Source organism: Bradyrhizobium sp. SSBR45G (genome assembly GCF_030159255.1).
In the GTDB taxonomy this organism is placed as follows: domain Bacteria; phylum Pseudomonadota; class Alphaproteobacteria; order Rhizobiales; family Xanthobacteraceae; genus Bradyrhizobium.
Genome location: NZ_BSCT01000036.1, coordinates 44,175 through 61,142, shown reverse-complemented (window position 1 = coordinate 61,142; position 16,968 = coordinate 44,175). Strand labels below are relative to the sequence as shown.

At 65.8% G+C, this 16,968-nt stretch carries 16 protein-coding genes; 10 read left to right on the top strand and 6 right to left on the bottom strand.

From position 1 onward, the window contains the following. Positions 1–169: 169 nt before the first annotated feature. The 5 genes from QQL87_RS30190 to QQL87_RS30170 all read right to left on the bottom strand — a co-directional run bounded on the left by QQL87_RS30190 (position 170) and on the right by QQL87_RS30170 (position 3,506). Entirely contained in the window at positions 170–631 is a 462-nt protein-coding gene (locus QQL87_RS30190; protein WP_284422668.1) for a GNAT family N-acetyltransferase, read from the bottom strand. A gap of 60 nt (positions 632–691) precedes the next feature. Next, entirely contained in the window at positions 692–886 is a 195-nt protein-coding gene (locus QQL87_RS30185) for a hypothetical protein (RefSeq protein WP_284422669.1), read from the bottom strand. Between the two features lie 67 nt (positions 887–953). Beyond that, a complete protein-coding gene (locus QQL87_RS30180; RefSeq protein WP_284422670.1) occupies positions 954–1,208 on the bottom strand; it encodes a hypothetical protein in 255 nt (84 codons plus the stop codon). 193 nt (positions 1,209–1,401) lie between these two features. Further along, complete coding sequence (locus tag QQL87_RS30175; RefSeq protein ID WP_284422725.1) at positions 1,402–2,052, bottom strand: glutathione S-transferase family protein; 651 nt, start codon at positions 2,050–2,052, stop codon at positions 1,402–1,404. A gap of 221 nt (positions 2,053–2,273) precedes the next feature. Further along, the gene (locus QQL87_RS30170) at positions 2,274–3,506 is read right to left on the bottom strand and encodes a glycosyltransferase family 87 protein (protein WP_284422671.1); all 1,233 of its coding nucleotides are present in this window, start codon (positions 3,504–3,506) and stop codon (positions 2,274–2,276) included. A 192-nt stretch (positions 3,507–3,698) separates the two neighbouring features. Between QQL87_RS30170 and QQL87_RS30165 the strand changes: the two genes are divergently transcribed. The 8 genes from QQL87_RS30165 (at position 3,699) to QQL87_RS30130 (ending at position 12,482) form a co-directional block, all read left to right on the top strand. Continuing rightward, a complete protein-coding gene (locus tag QQL87_RS30165; protein WP_284422672.1) occupies positions 3,699–4,901 on the top strand; it encodes a pyridoxal phosphate-dependent aminotransferase in 1,203 nt (400 codons plus the stop codon). 121 nt (positions 4,902–5,022) lie between these two features. Continuing rightward, positions 5,023–5,547 carry a DUF992 domain-containing protein gene (locus QQL87_RS30160; RefSeq protein ID WP_284422673.1) on the top strand — a complete coding sequence of 175 codons (525 nt, stop codon included), beginning with the start codon at positions 5,023–5,025 and terminating at the stop codon, positions 5,545–5,547. A gap of 210 nt (positions 5,548–5,757) precedes the next feature. Further along, a complete protein-coding gene (locus QQL87_RS30155; RefSeq protein WP_284422674.1) occupies positions 5,758–6,228 on the top strand; it encodes a DUF992 domain-containing protein in 471 nt (156 codons plus the stop codon). A gap of 177 nt (positions 6,229–6,405) precedes the next feature. After that, positions 6,406–8,454 carry an elongation factor G gene (locus QQL87_RS30150; RefSeq protein ID WP_284422676.1) on the top strand — a complete coding sequence of 683 codons (2,049 nt, stop codon included), beginning with the start codon at positions 6,406–6,408 and terminating at the stop codon, positions 8,452–8,454. A 198-nt stretch (positions 8,455–8,652) separates the two neighbouring features. Then, positions 8,653–8,955 carry a helix-turn-helix domain-containing protein gene (locus QQL87_RS30145; protein WP_284422677.1) on the top strand — a complete coding sequence of 101 codons (303 nt, stop codon included), beginning with the start codon at positions 8,653–8,655 and terminating at the stop codon, positions 8,953–8,955. A gap of 94 nt (positions 8,956–9,049) precedes the next feature. Further along, positions 9,050–10,813 (top strand): SulP family inorganic anion transporter, encoded by a 1,764-nt coding sequence (locus QQL87_RS30140; RefSeq protein ID WP_284422678.1) that lies wholly within the window; start codon positions 9,050–9,052, stop codon positions 10,811–10,813. 105 nt (positions 10,814–10,918) lie between these two features. Then, positions 10,919–11,761, top strand: a complete 843-nt coding sequence (locus tag QQL87_RS30135; protein ID WP_284422680.1) for a shikimate dehydrogenase — start codon at positions 10,919–10,921, stop codon at positions 11,759–11,761. A 142-nt stretch (positions 11,762–11,903) separates the two neighbouring features. Further along, positions 11,904–12,482 carry a hypothetical protein gene (locus QQL87_RS30130; RefSeq protein ID WP_284422726.1) on the top strand — a complete coding sequence of 193 codons (579 nt, stop codon included), beginning with the start codon at positions 11,904–11,906 and terminating at the stop codon, positions 12,480–12,482. 264 nt (positions 12,483–12,746) lie between these two features. Here the strand turns inward: QQL87_RS30130 and QQL87_RS30125 are convergent, their stop codons facing one another. Further along, positions 12,747–13,883, bottom strand: coding sequence for an alpha-hydroxy acid oxidase (locus QQL87_RS30125; RefSeq protein ID WP_284422681.1), 1,137 nt, complete (start codon positions 13,881–13,883; stop codon positions 12,747–12,749). 412 nt (positions 13,884–14,295) lie between these two features. Between QQL87_RS30125 and glmM the strand changes: the two genes are divergently transcribed. After that, the gene (gene glmM / locus QQL87_RS30120) at positions 14,296–15,648 is read left to right on the top strand and encodes a phosphoglucosamine mutase (protein WP_284422682.1); all 1,353 of its coding nucleotides are present in this window, start codon (positions 14,296–14,298) and stop codon (positions 15,646–15,648) included. Positions 15,649–15,997: 349 nt separating this feature from the next. After that, complete coding sequence (locus QQL87_RS30115; protein WP_284422683.1) at positions 15,998–16,840, top strand: outer membrane protein; 843 nt, start codon at positions 15,998–16,000, stop codon at positions 16,838–16,840. Positions 16,841–16,968 lie beyond the last annotated feature (128 nt).

The window sequence follows — 16,968 nt, the reverse complement described above, 5'->3', positions numbered from 1 at the left end:
GGAGTCGATTTTCGCGTCCGACGGGGAACGCCGGGCAAAAAAATGCGGCCCCGGTCAGAGACGGCGACTGACGGGGACCGCTGAAACGCGTGATCGGTGACGGGGGGGTGATCAGGCGCTCGGGGGAGCCTAGGCCCGTGCCGTGACGGCTGCGTGACAGCCGCTCGGCTCACACCGTCTTGCGGTAGACGATGAAGCCGGAGCGGTCGGCGATCTTGTCGTAGAGCGCCTGCGCGGTGGTGTTGGTCTCGTGGGTCTGCCAATAGACGCGTGGCGCGCCGGCGGCGCGGGCTTCCGCATAGACCGCCTCGATCAGCGTGCGGCCGACGCCCTTGCCGCGGGCGGCTTCGCTTGTGAACAGGTCGTTGAGGTAGCACAGCGGCCCGATCGTGGTGGTGGCGCGGTGAAACAGATAATGGGCGAGGCCGATCAGTTCGCCGCCGCTCTCGGCGACGAGGGCATGCACGGGTTCATTGGCGTCGAAGAAGCGGTCCCAGGTGGTGGCGGTGATCTCCGCCGGCAACGCGGTTGGCCCCGATCGGCCGTAGAAAGCATTGTAGCCGTCCCAGAGGGGCAGCCAAAGATCGTAGTCCTCGCGCGCGAGGGGACGCACAATGAGTGATGCATGCATGAAAAATGAGCCGCCTTTTCGATTGTCGACGGCTTTCGATACGCATGGCCGCGCCTGCGATCAACCAGAGACTGGCTGCACCGGGCCGGCGCTGGGCGGACTCATCAGCTGGACATGTGTCGTCCGACCGTCTTCGGTCAGCGGCGAGAGCGAGAGCTCGCCCCGCCGCTCGATGATGATCAGCAGTGACGCCGCCAGCAGGATCGCGAGGGCCAGGGTCACGGCAACGATTACGACCGTTGATTTCATCGCCATTTGCAGCGCGAGACAATCATCGCCTGTTGTCGCGAAAACCGCGAAGGGTTGTCAAAATGGCTTGCTGCTAAGCGGGCATCGAGATGACGGCCTGGATCGACCAGATCACGACGGTGACGCTCACGCCCAAGGAGACCGTGCTGGCTGCGATGGTTGCGGCCACCGCAGTGGTCAGGCTGGGCGAGAGGGTGAGCGTCGCGTTGTCGTGAAAGCCACTGACAGGCCCCTGGAAGGCCTCTTCATGCTGCGCCGGGCCCAGTGGGGAGGCCTGGCCGCGGACCCAGTTGAACTTCGGAACGGAAGCCATACGCCACCGGCACATGAAGTCGAAATCCCTTACCCCTACATCCGCGAGCGAATCACTCGCAGAGGTAAATTCTAAGGTCACGCTGGGCAGGATTGCGGCGGTCAGCGACCAAAAACGGCAAAAAAATGGCGCTAGCGGTATTTGTTCCCGCCTTCGCGTGTATTTTCCCCGCTCTTCTACGGGTGGTCGGTAGTCTTACGGTGTCGGCTCAATCGTAGTCGGCGGCGATGCCGGCGGAGTCGATCAGTGCCGGCTGCCAGTCCATCGCGACGAAGCCTGGCGTCTGCTCGACCCGGCGCAGCCAGCTGCGGATTTTGGGGAAGGTCGAGAGATCGAAGTCGCAGCGATCGGCGACATGGGTGTAGCCGTACAGCGCGATGTCGGCGACGGTCAGCTGCTTCGCCGCGAAGTAGTCGTTGCTCTTGAGATGATTCTCCATCACCTGGAGCGCCGCGTAGCCGCGTTCCATCCAGTCCTCGAGCGCATGCGTCTGCAGATCGCGTCCGCCCTTCACCAGCAGCAGCCAGAAATAGGCGGCGCCGATATTGGGCTCCAGCGCATGCTGCTCGAAGAACATCCATTGCAGCGCTTCGGCGCGCTCGATGCGCTGCTCCGGCACCAGCGGCGTGCCGCCCGCGACGTACCACAGGATCGCATTCGACTCGGCGATATAGCGGTCCTCTCCGACCTCCAGCAGCGGCACCTGGCCACTCGGATTCTTGGCGAGGAAGTCCGGCGTGCGGCTCTCGCCGCGCAGAATATCGATCTCGATCGCCTGATAGGGCGCGTTCAGAAGCGCCAGCGCAAGGCGAACCTTGTAGCTGTTGCCCGAGCGCTGCATCGAATAGAGCTTGTACATCCGGCCAATATCGAGTTCGAGGAATCGTCGCTTTGCAGAATCACGCATGCGGACGCCAGATCGTCCCGCAATGCGGCCAGACAATGATGCCGATGGGCGCGGGCTGCAAGAGCCGACGGATGGAAAAAGTCGAAAAGCGCTACTGCACTGCACTCGCGAACAACAACTTTCCAACAGCTCCACACGATCGAGATCAAGCTTGCGCGATCAAGCCTGCGAGATCACGCTCGTGCGATGCGCGCGTGTCCGTCGATCTCGGCGGCGCGATCGGACAGCGCGCGATGCAGGGTGAGCGCGAACAGAATCACCAGTGCGGCGAGGCCGAGCGGGATCGTCGTCAGCGCGGCGACGCTGCGCGACACAAGCGGCACGATCCAGGCGGCCGCGAGCACGCTGAGCTCGTAGTCGCGAAAGCCGTTGGCGAGGCCGTGGCGGACGAAGAAGATGATCGCGACCGCAAGCACGACGAGGTCGTAGTCGAGAACATAGGGTGTCGCCAGCAGGCTCGCGCTGGCGAGCGCCGAAGCCTTGAGATCGAACGCCGCGTCGCTCCGCCACAGCCAGGCGAGGCCGGCGGCGAGCGACAGTGCAAGCAGGCCCTGCACCGTGTAGGCGGTGCGGACATCCGCGCCCCAATGCCGGGCGGCCGAGAACACGGACTGGATCTTTTCCCAGCCGGTGCCGCCTTGCTCGAGCACCACGTTCTGGGTGAAGGTCATCGACTGAAAGAAGGCATGCCAGACGTCGCTGCCGAGCACGGCGAAGCTGATCGCGACCAGTGTCGCCACGGTGGCGGCTGCGGCCGTGATGGTCGGCCAGCGTCCGCCTGCGACCAGCGCAACCGGAATCAGCACGCCGAATTGCGGCTTGTAGGCGAGCAGCCCGATCAGCACGCCTGCGGCCCATGGCCTGCCGCGCTCCAGCGAGAGCAGCGCGCCGCCGAGCAGGGCCGCGGTGAAGAATGCATTCTGGCCGTGGCCGATGTTGACGAACACCGCGGGGAAGGCGCCAGCGACCAGCAGCGTCTCGGTCCGCGGCAGGATCGCGCGCATCACGGCGAGATAGGCGGCGAGGCTCGACACCACCCACAGCGCCAGCCCGCCGGCATAAGGCAGCAGGGCGGTGATCGCGGCGATCGCGAAGAAGAAGGGCGGATAGTGCCAGCCGAAGAACGGCACGTCGCGGCCGTCGAACACGGCCTTTTCCATCGCATGCTGCAACGGCGGGTCATAGGCGTCGGCGGCCTTGCCCTGAAGGGTCAGCACGCCTGCCGCATAGACGTTGGAGAAATCGGTGCCGATCGGCTTGCCGTTGCGGTCGATCAGGCCATCGGACAGCGCGATCCAGCCGGCGATGGCCGCGATCGTGACCGCGAGCAGAAGCCAGCTGTAGGACTTGATCCGCGCGGCCGTCAGCCAGTCGCCGGATCGCAGGGCGCTCCCGATAGTGGTCATTTCGGCCTGAAAATTGGGACAATCGTCTGATCACGCTAGCCGGGTGGCTTTAACGTTCCCTAAACTCTTGGGAGCCATGTGCCCAAGCTTCTTGCGATGCCAGCCTGCGGGCCTTAAAAGCAGGCGTTTCCCAAACATGACTGGTCGTGGCCCGAACGAGGGTCATCCACGACGCCTGCATAGGAGCTGATGATGTCCTTTCTCGCCGCTGCGCTCGACCGTGTGAAGCCGTCCGCAACCATCGCGGTCACGGATAAAGCGCGCGTCCTCAAAGCGGCGGGCCGCAACGTCATCGGCCTCGGCGCCGGCGAGCCGGATTTCGACACGCCGGACAACATCAAGGACGCCGCGATCAAGGCGATCCAGTCCGGCAAGACCAAGTACACCGCGGTCGACGGCATCCCCGAGCTGAAGGAAGCCATCATCGGCAAGTTCCAGCGCGAGAACGGCCTCACCTACAAGCCGAACCAGGTGATCGTCGGCGTCGGCGGCAAGCAGGTGCTGTACAATGCGCTGATGGCGACCATCAATCCGGGCGACGAGGTGATCATCCCGGCGCCGTATTGGGTCAGCTATCCGGAGATGGTGGCGCTGGCCGGCGGCGAGCCGGTGCCGGTGGTCTGCACCGCGGCGCATGGCTTCAAGCTGCAGCCGGAGGCGCTGGAGAAGGCGATCACGCCGAAGACCAAGTGGCTGATCCTGTGCTCGCCGTCGAACCCGACCGGCGCGGCCTACACCAAGGCCGAGCTGAAGGCGCTCACCGAGGTGCTGGTCAAGCATCCGCATGTCTGGATCATGACCGACGACATGTATGAGCACCTGGTCTATGACGACTTCGTGTTCACGACCCCGGCGCAGGTCGAGCCGTCGCTCTATGACCGCACGCTGACCGTGAACGGCGTCTCCAAGGCCTATTGCATGACCGGCTGGCGTATCGGCTATGCCGGCGGTCCGGCGCATTTGATCAAGGCGATGGCGACGATCCAGTCGCAGTCGACCTCGAACCCGTGCTCGATCGCGCAATGGGCGGCGGTGGAAGCTCTCAATGGCCCGCAGAACTTCATTCCGGCCAACAACAAGGTGTTCAAGGAGCGCCGCGATCTCGTCGTGTCGATGCTGAACCAGGCGAACGGCATCGAATGCCCGCGGCCGGAGGGGGCCTTCTATGTCTACCCGTCCTGCGCCGGCACCATCGGCAAGACCGCGCCGTCGGGCAAGGTGCTCGACAACGACGAGGCCTTCGTCACCGAGCTTTTGGAAACCGAGGGCGTTGCCGTCGTGCAGGGCTCGGCGTTCGGCCTCGGCCCGGCGTTCCGTATCTCCTACGCGACCAAGACTTCGGACCTCGAGGACGCCTGCAAGCGTATCCAGCGCTTCTGCGGTAATTTGAGGTAATCGGGCAACAACCGGTCCGAATTTCGGACAGTCGGATTCTGCCCCGGAAAGCGCCATGTTTTGAACATGGCGCTTTTCTTTTGTCCGAGCGTCAAGTTCAGTGGCGTAGGGTTGGAGTTCGATGCGGCTGCTTCTGCTGTCGATCGTGTTGCTTGTGTCGGTCGCGCTGTCAGCGGCATCCCACGCCAACCGGCCGATGCGCGCCGGCGTGCTCGAATGCGAAGGACGCCGCACCGCCGGCAAGCTTGTGATGTCCCAGGCCCGCCTGCGCTGCGTGTTTCGCAGCCAGGGCCGCGAGCCCGAGCGCTATGTCGCCAAGGTCCGCCGCTACGGCCTCGATCTCGGGCTGACGGACGAGACCCGGATGGCGTGGGCGGTCAACGCACCGGTCAATGATTTCGGCCGCAGCGAGCTGCGCGGTCGCTACGGCGGGCTGGCCGCCAATGCCGCCGCGCTGGTCGGCTTCGGCGGCAGCTTCCTGGTGCGCGACTCCGACCGCTCCGCCGCCCTGCAGCCGATCAGCCTGCAGGGCCAGACCGGCCTCAACCTCGCGGCAGGAATCACCGAGGTCGAACTGGTGCCGCTGCTGCCGATGCATCCGAGCCCGAGCCGGTCATCGTCCTACTTCTCGCGGTTCTATCGCTGACCATTGCGCGCCGCGACGATCCTCGATTTCGTTCACGACAATGCCTTGCACCAGCGGCGCGCCGTTCATGTCGTCACGTCCGCGGATCAGATGAACGGCGCGTCTATTCTGGTGCGGGTGTAAGCCTTGTGGCATAGATGTGATCGCCCGTGATCATCAGTCCGATCGGCGGGGTCTGCATCGCATCTTCATTTCAGCCGGAGTTTATTCATGCGCTCGACCATCCTCGCTGGGCTCACTGCTGCTGTCCTCTGCATCGCGGGCGCCGCCCAGGCGCAAGATCGCGTGCGGGTCGGTGTCCTCGAATGCCGCGGCGGCGCCAGCGTCGGATTCATCGTCGGCTCGGTGACCCATCTCGGCTGCGTGCTGCGCGCCGACGGCATTCCCGAGGACCGCTATGTCGCGACGATCCGCAAGGTCGGCCTCGATCTCGGCATCACCCAGGAATCGCTGCTCGCCTGGGTGGTCTATGCCCCGGTCGCGCGGCTCGGGCCGGGCGATCTCTCCGGCGATTATGCCGGTGCGCAGGGCTCGGCCTCGGTCGGCGTCGGCCTCGGCGGCAACGTGCTGGTTGGCGGCTCGGCCAATTCGATCGCACTGCAGCCGCTCAGCGTGCAGGGCCAGGTCGGCCTCAGCGTCTCGGCCGGTCTGGAAAGCCTCGAATTGCGTCCCGGCCGTTGATCGTCTCTTTGCCGTGAACGGCCACTCTTCCCGCAATTGTGCGGGAAGAGTGACGCCTCGCTTGCACTGCAGCAACGTTTTTCGCCGCCAGCCTGCTTGCCAAAGCGGCAGACGAGGCAGAGCATTCGGCTTTGCCGACCCAATCAAGGGCCGAGCTCCACAACAAGGAGGCGGCGAATGGGACAAGATCTGAGAAGTCCCCGAGGTCCACGGTGCATCGCGCTGGTGGGCCCTTTCCAAAGCGGTAAAACCACTCTGCTTGAGGCGATTCTGGCGCGAACCGGCGCGATCCCGCGCGCCGGCAGCGTCGATGCCGGCACGTCCGTCGGCGATGCCAGTCCGGAGGCGCGGCATCACAAGATGAGCGTCGCGATGACGGCGGCGACCGCCACCTTCATGGGCGACAGCTACACCTTCCTCGACTGTCCCGGCTCAATCGAATTCATCCACGACATGCGCGCCGCGCTGCCGGCCGTCGATGCCGCGATCGTGGTGTGCGAGGCCGACGAGAAGAAGCTGCCGCAATTGCAGATCATCCTGCGCGAGCTGGAGGAGCTGCGCATTCCGCGCTTTTTGTTCCTCAACAAGATCGACCGCGCCAATGCGCGCATCCGTGAGACGCTCGCAACCCTGCAGCCGGCCTCATGCGTGCCGCTGGTGCTGCGCCAGATTCCGATCTGGAACGGCGAGCTGATCGAGGGCTTCGTCGATCTCGCATTGGAGCGCGCCTTCATCTATCGCGAGCACAAGGCGAGCGAGGTGATCGATCTCGAGGGCGGCAATCTCGATCGTGAGAAGGAGGCGCGCTTCTCGATGCTGGAGAAGCTCGCCGATCACGACGATTCGTTGATGGAGCAGCTGCTGGAGGATATCCCGCCGCCGCGCGACGCCGTGTTCGACGATCTCGCGCGCGAGCTGCGCGAAGGTTTGATCTGCCCGGTGCTGCTCGGTTCGGCGCTGCGTGAGAACGGCGTGCTCCGGCTGATGAAGGCGCTGCGCCACGAGGCGCCCGGAATCGCTGAGACCACCCAGCGGCTCGGCGTGAAGGACACCAAGGAGGCGCTCGGCTACGTCTTCAAGACGCTGCATCTGCAACATGGCGGCAAGCTCTCGCTGACCCGCGTGCTGTCCGGCCATCTCGACGACGGCGCCACGCTGCATGCCGCCTCGGGCGAGGTGGCGCGCGTGTCCGGCATTCTCGCCGCGACCGGCGCGCATGACAGCAAGCGCGCTGGCGTCGAGGCCGGCGAGACGATCGCGCTCGGCAAGCTCGATGCGGTCAGGACCGGCGACACGGTTGCGACCGGAAAGGTTGCGCCACAGGCGCTGGTCAGGATCGATCCGTGCTCGCCGGTGCTGGCGATCTCGATCGCCGCCGTCGACCGCAAGGACGACGTCAAGCTCGGCCAGGCCCTTCAGCGGCTCCACGAGGAGGACCCGTCGCTGACGATGGTACAGAACCCGCGCACCCATGACACGGTGCTGTGGGGGCAGGGCGAGATGCATCTGCGCGTCGCCTTGGAACGGTTGCGCGACCGCTTCGGCGTCAACGTCAAATCGCACACGCCTGCGATCGGCTATCAGGAGACCATCCGCAAGCCGATCACGCAGCGCGGCCGCCACAAGAAGCAGTCCGGCGGTCACGGCCAGTTCGGCGACGTCGTGCTCGACATCAAGCCGCTGCCGCGCGGCGAGGGCTTCCAGTTCACCGAGAAGGTGGTCGGCGGCGCGGTGCCGCGCAACTACATCCCGGCGGTGGAGGAGGGCGTCGTCGACGCGCTCACGCGCGGTCCGCTGGGCTTCCCCGTGATCGACGTCGCGGTGACATTGACGGACGGCTCCTATCACAGCGTCGATTCGTCCGATCTCGCGTTCCGGACCGCGGCGCGTGTCGGCGTCAGCGAGGGCCTGCCGCAGTGCCAGCCGGTGCTGCTGGAGCCGATCCACACCGTCGAGATCGTCTGTCCGACCGACGCCACCGCGAAGATCAACGCGATCCTCTCGGCACGGCGCGGCCAGATCCTGTCGTTCGACACCCGTGACGGCTGGCCGGGCTGGGATTGCGTGCGGGCGATGATGCCGGAAGCCGAGATCGGCGAGTTGATCGTGGAACTGCGCTCGGCCACGGCTGGCGCCGGCAGCTTCACCCGCCAGTTCGACCACATGGCCGAAGTGACGGGCCGCGCCGCCGACCACATCATCGCCTCGCATCGCGACGCGGCCTGAACCCCGCCTCCGATCTGACCATCACCGGCCCGCCATACCCCAGGGGGATGGCGGGCCGTTTGGCGTTCCGGGTGGCCGCGCCGTGCGGGGACAGGCCGGTGGCCGAGTTCCAGCTTGCCTCGTATGGGCGAGTGATGTATTTTACATCATTGTCTTTGTTTCATACATCAATTATGGTGTGTGCTACTTGAGGCCATCGTGATCACGTCGTTCCAGATGCGGGCAGCGCGTGCGCTGCTCGGGATAGATCAGAAAACCTTGGCCGAGCTGGCCGGCGTGTCGCTGCCGACGATCCAGCGGATGGAAGCCTCTACGGGCAACGTCCGTGGCGTCGTGGACTCGCTGACCAAGGTCATCGATGCGCTCAATCGTGCGGGCGTGGATCTGATCGGCGAGCATGCCCGCAGCGAGGATGGCGGGCGTGGCGTTCGCCTGAAGGACCCGGGGCCGCCCAACCGCGTGGGCCGTCAAACTGATGCTGCGCGCGATAGCGCGTCTTGACGCGTATCGCGCGGCACGGGGCACCTCGGCGCCCCGTGTGAGACGCCTCATGGGCTGCAGGGCGGCCGGATGAGGCGACGGGAGCGTGATGGACATGAGCATCGCAAGCGAGCACGGCACGCGGGGGCGGGTCGGACATCATGAGCCGACCTTCGCCGAGCTCTATTCCCCGAAACTTCTCACCGTCCTGCGCGAGGGCTATGGCCTCGGCGATCTTCGCGCCGACGCGCTGTCGGGCCTGACGGTCGCCATCGTCGCGCTGCCGCTGTCGATGGCGATCGCCATCGCCTCCGGCGTCTCGCCGGGCCGCGGTCTCTACACCGCCGTGGTCGGCGGCTTCCTGGTCTCGCTGCTCGGGGGCAGCCGCTTCCAGATCGGCGGCCCCGCAGGCGCCTTCATCGTGCTGGTCGCCGCCACCGTCGATCGCCAGGGTCTCGATGGCCTGCTGATCGCGACGATGATGTCGGGCGTGATGCTGGTGATCGCCGGCTATCTGAGGCTCGGCACCTACATCAAGTTCATCCCCTATCCGGTCACGGTCGGCTTCACCGCGGGCATCGCAGTCATCATCTTCGCCAGCCAGCTGAAGGACCTGTTCGGCATCACGCTGACGGCCAAGGAGCCGGGTGAATTGATCCCAAAGCTCACGGCGCTGGCGCATGGCGCGCCGACGGCGAACGTCTCCGCGGTCGCGCTGGCCGCGCTGTCGATCGCGATCATGGTCGGGCTCAAGCGGCTGCGGCCGACCTGGCCCGGCATTCTGATCGCGGTCGTGGTCGCGGCTGTCTTCACCTACGCGCTGCATCTCCCGGTCGAAACCATCGGCACAAAGTTCGGCGGCATTCCGCGCGAATTGCCCGCGCCAGCGCTGCCGGCGCTGTCGCTCGCCAAGATCCAGGCGGTGTTTCCCGACGCGATCGCCTTCGCGCTGCTCGGGGCGATCGAATCGCTGCTCTCGGCCGTCGTCGCCGACGGCATGACCGGCCGCCGTCATCGCTCGAATTGCGAGCTCGTGGCGCAGGGCTTCGCCAATGTCGGCTCGGCGCTGTTCGGCGGCATCTGCGTCACCGGCACCATCGCGCGCACCGCGACCAATGTGCGCGCCGGCGCGCGCGGGCCGGTGTCGGGCATGCTGCATTCCGTGTTCCTGCTGGTGTTCATGCTGATCGCCGCGCCGCTGGCGAGCTACATCCCGCTGTCGGCGCTGGCCGCCGTGCTCGTGATCGTGGCCTGGAACATGGCCGAGAAGCACGAATTCGCCACCCTGGTCCGCTCCTCCTGGGGCGACGCCACCGTGCTGCTCGCGACCTTCGGGCTCACGATCTTCCGCGATCTCACCGAGGGCATCCTGGTCGGCTTCGCGCTCGGCGCCGTGCTGTTCATCAACCGCATGGCGCAGATGACCGGCGTCGAGGACGGCTCGCCGCTGGCCGCCGAGGACCGCGCCGACTTCGAGGATGGCGCGCGCGTGCCCTATAATTCCAAGCTCAGCGCCGACAAGGACGTGCTGGTCTATCGCATCACCGGCGCGTTCTTCTTCGGCGCGGCCTCGACCGTCGGCACCGTGCTCGACTCCATCGCCGACCGCCGCAAGGCCTTCGTGGTCGACTTCGCCGCGGTGCCGTTCCTGGATTCGACGGCGGCCAACGCGATGAGCCGCGTCGCCGCCAAGGCCAAGCGGCAGGGCATCCGCCTGTTCATCACCGGCGCCTCGCCGACCGTGCGGCGGGCGCTGCTGACGCATGGTGTGCGGCCGCCGCTGGTGCGCTACCGCGAGACGATCGAGCGGGCGGTCGCCGACATCAAGGGCAAAGAGGCGCCGCGGGACGAGATCGCCGACGGGCTGGCGGCGAGCTGAAGCCGACGCCGTATCCTCGCCCGGATCGCGGCCGACAGCCGTCCCCATCCCCTTGCCCGGTTCCGGAGCATTGACTCCGGCCGGAGCTTGTCCGATGTCACCGCCATGACCGTCGCTGCCAAATCCCGCGCCGCGTGCCTGATCGGCTGGCCTGCCGCGCATTCGCGCTCGCCGCTGATCCATCATCATTGGCTGCACCAGCTCGGCATTCCCGGCGGCTACACCATCGAGGCGGTGCCGCCCGAGGAGCTGGCGGATTTCGTCACGCATCTTCACCAGCACGGCTTCGTGGGCGCCAATGTCACGATTCCGCATAAGGAGCGCGTGCTCGAATTGACCGAGCCGGACGCGCGCGCCCGCGCGGTCGGCGCCGCCAATACGCTCTGGTACGAGCATGGCGTCTTGCGCGCGACCAACACCGACGTCGAAGGCTTCATCGGCAATCTCGATGCCGCAGCGCCCGGCTGGGACCGGACCGACGAGGCGCTGGTCCTCGGCTCCGGCGGCTCGGCCCGCGCCGTCGTGTTCGGGCTGCTGGGGCGCGGCATCGGCCGCGTTCACGTCATCAACCGCACCGCCGCGCGCGCCCAGGCGCTGGCCGATCAGTTCGGCAGCCGCGTCGCCGCCGAAGGCTGGGACCGCGTCGGCGCGCTGCTGCCGCGGGCGGGCCTGTTCGTGAACACCACCTCGCTCGGCATGCATGGCCAGCCGCCGCTCACGCTCGATGTCGCGCTGCTGTCGCCGCACGCCGTCGTCGCCGACCTCGTCTATGTCCCGCTGGAGACGCAGCTGCTCGCGGCAGCGCGGGCGAGGGGGCTGCGCACCGCGGACGGGCTTGGCATGCTGCTGCATCAGGCCGTGCGCGGCTTCGAATTGTGGTTCGGCCGCTGTCCGCAGGTGACACCCGAGTTGCGCGCGCTGGTCGAGGCCGATCTCACAAAGGCTTGAAGCTGGAATAAGCGCCGAGACCGGGCGTTTCTCTCCTCATGCGTCCGCGTCCGGCCTATGAAGCGCGGAGCTTTCGCCTCAATCCTGGAGCCCGAGCATGTTGGTCCGCCCCCTTCTGATTCGTCCTGTCGTCGCGCTCGCGATGGTTGCGGCGACGTCCGTTCTCGCGATCTGCCAGCAGGCCCCGGTGCCGACACGGGTCCGCGGCGCCATCGAGAGCATCGATGCGGATACGATGACGGTGAAGGCCCGCAGTGGAGAGCTGTTCAAGCTGCATATGGCCGGCGACATCAGCGTGAGCGGTGTCGTCAAGGCCGAGCTCTCCGATATCAAGCCTGGATCGTTCATCGGCGCCACCACGGTGCCCGGCCCGGACGGCGCGCCGAAGGCGGTCGAGATCCACATCTTCCCGGAGGCCATGCGCGGCACCGGCGAGGGCTCGCGGCCCTGGGATCTCAAGCCGAACTCCAGCATGACCAACGCCACCGTGGCGGAAAGCTCGGTCTCGACGGACGGTCACACGCTGCTCGTCAAGTACAAGGGCGGCGAGAAGCGGGTCGATATCACGCTGGATACGCCGATCGTGACCTTCGTGCCCGGCGACAAGTCCGAGCTGAAGGCCGGCGCCAAGGTGATTGCCACCATCAAGCCGCTGCCCGACGGCTCATTCGAGGCCAGCCGCGTCAGCGTCGGCCGCGACGGGATCACGCCGCCGATGTGAGCTGCCCTTCTCTGTGCGCTCAACTGCGTCTCCGTTAACGGTGTCGTCCCTGCGAACGCAGGGACCCATACCCCCAGGGAGGAGTTGAGGCGCAGTGGCAATTGGCCTTTCGCCCAACACGAGGGCCGCGGAGTATGGGTCCCGGATCAGCGCCGCGCCGCGCTGACGCGCGTCACGGCTTGTCCGGGACGACAGCTTTTGCATGGTGGCAGTCGGGGGCGCGTAAGCTGATTAGTCCGAGCACCTTGCTCGCCGATTCTCGAACTAATCCGCCAGCACCTTGCGGTCGATCTCGGCCACGGTGTTGACGCCGCACAGGCCCATCGTCGTCAGCAGCTCGTTGCGGATGATGTCGATGGCCTTGGCGACGCCGGCCTGGCCGCCGGCGCCGAGGCCGTGGGCGTAGGCGCGGCCGATCATGCAGGATTTGGCGCCGAGCGCGAGCGCGCGCATCACGTCCTGGCCGGAGCGGATGCCGCCGTCGAACATGATCTCGATCTTGTCGCCGACCGCTTCCGCAATCCCCGGCAGCACGTGGATCGAGGACGGTGCGCCGTCGAGCTGGCGGCCGCCATGGTTGGAGACGACCATCGCCTGCGCGCCGGTTTCGACCGCGAGCTTGGCGTCCTCGATGTCATGGATGCCCTTGATGATCAGCTTGCCCGGCCAGATCGAGCGGATCCAGTCGACGTCCTTCCAGTTCAGCGAGGTGTCGAACTGCGCGGCGGTCCAGGCCGAGAGCTTGGTGAGATCCTCGGTGTTCTTCACATGGCCGGCGATGTTGCCGAAGGTGCGGCGCTTGCCCTGCAGCACGCCCTGCACCCAGGCCGGCTTGGTGGCGAAGTCGAACAGCTTCGACAGCGTCCATTCCGGCGGCACGCTCATGCCGTTCTTGATGTCCTGGTGGCGCTGGCCGATCACCTGCAGGTCGACCGTCAGGCACAGCGCGGTGCACTTGGCCGCGATCGCGCGCTCGACCAGGGCCTTGATGAAGCCGCGGTCCTTCATGACGTAGAGCTGGAACCAGAACGGTTTCTCGACGCTGCCTGCGATATCCTCGATCGAGCAGATCGACATCGTGCTCTGGGTGAAGGGAATGCCGGCGGCCTGCGCGGCGCGGCAGGCGTGGATTTCGCCGTCGCCATGCTGCATGCCGAGCAGGCCGACCGGGGCCAGGATCAGCGGCATCGAGGAGGGCTCGCCGAGGATGGTCGTCGACAGGTCGCGCTTGGAGACGTCGACCAGGATGCGCTGGCGAAACTTGATCTTCTGCAGATCGTCGCGGTTCGCGCGCAAGGTTTCCTCGGCATAGGAGCCGCGGTCGGCGTAGTCGAAGAAGGCTTTGGGGACGCGGCGCTTGTGGAGCAGGCGCAGGTCTTCAATGCAGGTGACGTGTTTCATCGCGGTCTCGGCTCCCCCACCAACGGTCTCGCTTCTTGGGCTGGCAGTCCTCTACCATCTTTGCGACGGCTGCCAAATCCGGCTTCGGCATGCGGAGACTCTGCCAGCGTCGGCGCGCGATGCGGGAGGCCGGGCTCGCGGCGCAATGAGCGCAATTGCGGGCCGTCTGCTTTCCCGCAGAGCGGCCTTCGCAGTGCCGCATGCTCGCTCTGCGAGCGATGTGCTCTGGGCATGAAAAATTAATATTAACAATGGCTTGCGGCTACGGTGGCGGTTTCGTGGTAATGATTCATCACATTTTTTGAAGCCATCTTAGCTTTAAGGCGACTATAACCCGCGGGCCGACCGGACAGGCTCGCTTCGTGATTCGCGCCACCGGTAACGAAATCCAGAAGCTGTTGCTGGGGGTGATATGAGCCGTAACTATTTCGGGACCGATGGGATTCGTGGCCGTGCCAACGGCCTGATCACGCCGGAACTCGCGCTCAAGGTCGGACAGGCCGCAGGTCTTCTGTTCCAGCGTGGCGAGCACCGCCATCGTGTGGTGATCGGCAAGGATACGCGGCTCTCGGGCTACATGATCGAATACGCCATGGTGGCGGGATTCACGTCGGTGGGCATGGACGTGCTGCTGGTCGGCCCGATGCCGACGCCGGCGGTCGCGATGCTGACCAAGTCGATGCGCGCCGATCTCGGCGTCATGATCTCGGCCTCGCACAATCTGTTCGAGGATAACGGCATCAAGCTGTTCGGGCCGCAGGGCTTCAAGCTGTCGGACGATGTCGAGAGGCAGATCGAGCAGCTGCTCGATGAATCGCTGGACAAGAAGCTGGCGCAGAGCGCGAGCCTCGGCCGGGCCCGCCGCATCGACGGCGTGCACGACCGCTATATCGAATTCGCCAAGCGCACCCTGCCGCGTGATCTGTCGCTCGACGGCCTGCGCGTCGTGGTCGATTGCGCCAATGGCGCGGCCTACAAGGTCGTTCCGGAGGCGCTGTGGGAGCTCGGCGCCGACGTGATCTCGATCGGCGTGGAGCCGGACGGTTTCAACATCAACAAGGAATGCGGCTCGACCTCGCCGGAGGCGCTTTGTCGGAAGGTGCGTGAAATGCGCGCTGACATCGGCATCGCGCTCGACGGCGATGCGGATCGCGTGATCCTGGTCGATGAGCGCGGCCATATCGTCGACGGCGACCAACTGCTCGCCGTGATCGCCCAGAGCTGGAAGGAAGACGGCCGACTGGCGCGTCCCGGCATCGTCGCGACCGTGATGTCCAATCTCGGCCTCGAGCGCTTCCTGGAGGGGCAGGGACTCGAGCTGGTGCGTACGCCGGTCGGCGACCGCTACGTGCTCGAGCGCATGCTGGCCGACGGCTACAATCTCGGCGGCGAGCAGTCCGGCCATATCATTCTCTCGGACTACGCGACGACCGGCGACGGCTTCGTCGCCGCGCTGCAGGTGCTGGCGACGGTGCAGCGGTCGCGCCGCCCCGTCTCCGAAGTCTGTCACAAGTTCGATCCGCTGCCGCAGATCCTCAAGAACGTGCGCTACCGCAGCGGCAAGCCGCTCGACGCCGACGAGGTGAAGGCGGCCATCGACACCGGCGAGAGGCGCCTCAACGGCCACGGCCGCCTGCTGGTGCGCTCCTCCGGGACCGAGCCCGTCATTCGTGTCATGGGCGAGGGCGACGACCGCAGCTTGGTCGAGGAGGTCGTCGACGAGATCGTCACCGCGGTCGGCAACGCCGCCGCCGCTGCCGCATAGTCATCAGCGGTCCGTCTGCCCGGCAACACTCGCCATCATCTGATGGCGGTTTTTTTGTTGGCCCGGGTCCGCCCGCGGGTCCGATCGGCCCGGACGAGTTGGGCGCCTGCAGCGCGGCGAAAGTTCGATCGAACTAATTAGTCCCCACCGCGCCGCGCGACGACCGGGCCGGGGCTAACCATTTGTTAGGAACAGTTGCGCAGCAATTAACGGCTCCCGCGCGCTCATGAAATATCAACCCTAATTATTAGGGTTAAGCGCTGCTTAAGTATTTGGTGCGATTGTACAGCCGTCAGTTGTGATGTGGGGCCCATTTCCGAACGCCTCACCGGCCAAAGGGACGAAGCCAATGCGTAGCGTTAAGTCTTTGATCGCCGCCGGAGCGGCCTCTCTGTTTTCCACTTTGGCCTTCGCGGCCGACATGCCGATTATGCCCCCACCCGTCTACGCGCCGCCGCCGGCAGCGGATTTCGGTGGCTGGTATCTGCGCGGCGACATCGGTTTCAGCAATCAGAAGGTCAAGGACGTTCATTACAGCCGCGAGTCGGCCTATACGCCGATGACCTCGTTCGAGCAGACGTCCGCGTTCGACACCGCCGGCATCTACGGCGTCGGCGTCGGCTATCGCTTCAACAGCTGGTTCCGCGCCGACGTCACCGGCCAGTATCGCGGCAATTCGAACTTCAAGGCGACCGACCGCTTCAACGCGACTGCCGGTGGCGTGCCCTATAGCGGCATCGACAACTACACGGCCAGCAAGTCCGAATGGCTGGTGCTCGCCAACGCCTATGTCGATCTCGGCACCTGGTGGTGCATCACCCCGTTCGTCGGCGCCGGCGTCGGCGGCTCGCGGGTCACGATCTCGAACTTCACCGACACGGGCATCAACAACCTGCCGTTCACGACCACGAGCTTCGCGACGGCACCGACGTCATCGAAGTGGAACCTCGCCTGGGCGGCTCACGCGGGTCTTGCCTACAACGTCAACCCGAACCTCGTGCTCGAGCTGGCCTATAGCTACGTCGATCTTGGTCAGGGACAGACCGGCGTGCTCTCGACCTACACCGGGACCACCACTGGCAACAACTTCAAGTTCAAGGACATCACCTCGCACGACCTGAAGCTCGGCGTGCGCTGGAATTTCGACAATCCGCCGCCGCCCCCGATGCCGCCGCTGATCCGCAAGGGCTGAGCCGAGCGATCCTCATCACAGCAATGAAGGCAGACGGCGCGGATATTCCGCGCCGTTTTGCTTTGCGTGTTCGGCCGTTCGATGGGCATGCCGGTAAAAGAATTGCCGCGCCGGGCCGCGAGGCAACC

Bases quoted from the DNA above. Each gene is read 5' to 3' on its own strand.
- QQL87_RS30190 (WP_284422668.1), bottom strand. From the start codon at position 631: ATGCATGCATCACTCATTGTGCGTCCCCTCGCGCGCGAGGACTACGAT.
- QQL87_RS30185 (WP_284422669.1), bottom strand. From the start codon at position 886: ATGGCGATGAAATCAACGGTCGTAATCGTTGCCGTGACCCTGGCCCTC.
- QQL87_RS30180 (WP_284422670.1), bottom strand. From the start codon at position 1,208: ATGTGCCGGTGGCGTATGGCTTCCGTTCCGAAGTTCAACTGGGTCCGC.
- QQL87_RS30175 (WP_284422725.1), bottom strand. From the start codon at position 2,052: ATGTACAAGCTCTATTCGATGCAGCGCTCGGGCAACAGCTACAAGGTT.
- QQL87_RS30170 (WP_284422671.1), bottom strand. From the start codon at position 3,506: ATGACCACTATCGGGAGCGCCCTGCGATCCGGCGACTGGCTGACGGCC.
- QQL87_RS30165 (WP_284422672.1), top strand. From the start codon at position 3,699: ATGTCCTTTCTCGCCGCTGCGCTCGACCGTGTGAAGCCGTCCGCAACC.
- QQL87_RS30160 (WP_284422673.1), top strand. From the start codon at position 5,023: ATGCGGCTGCTTCTGCTGTCGATCGTGTTGCTTGTGTCGGTCGCGCTG.
- QQL87_RS30155 (WP_284422674.1), top strand. From the start codon at position 5,758: ATGCGCTCGACCATCCTCGCTGGGCTCACTGCTGCTGTCCTCTGCATC.
- QQL87_RS30150 (WP_284422676.1), top strand. From the start codon at position 6,406: ATGGGACAAGATCTGAGAAGTCCCCGAGGTCCACGGTGCATCGCGCTG.
- QQL87_RS30140 (WP_284422678.1), top strand. From the start codon at position 9,050: ATGAGCATCGCAAGCGAGCACGGCACGCGGGGGCGGGTCGGACATCAT.
- QQL87_RS30135 (WP_284422680.1), top strand. From the start codon at position 10,919: ATGACCGTCGCTGCCAAATCCCGCGCCGCGTGCCTGATCGGCTGGCCT.
- QQL87_RS30130 (WP_284422726.1), top strand. From the start codon at position 11,904: ATGGTTGCGGCGACGTCCGTTCTCGCGATCTGCCAGCAGGCCCCGGTG.
- QQL87_RS30125 (WP_284422681.1), bottom strand. From the start codon at position 13,883: ATGAAACACGTCACCTGCATTGAAGACCTGCGCCTGCTCCACAAGCGC.
- glmM (WP_284422682.1), top strand. From the start codon at position 14,296: ATGAGCCGTAACTATTTCGGGACCGATGGGATTCGTGGCCGTGCCAAC.
- QQL87_RS30115 (WP_284422683.1), top strand. From the start codon at position 15,998: ATGCGTAGCGTTAAGTCTTTGATCGCCGCCGGAGCGGCCTCTCTGTTT.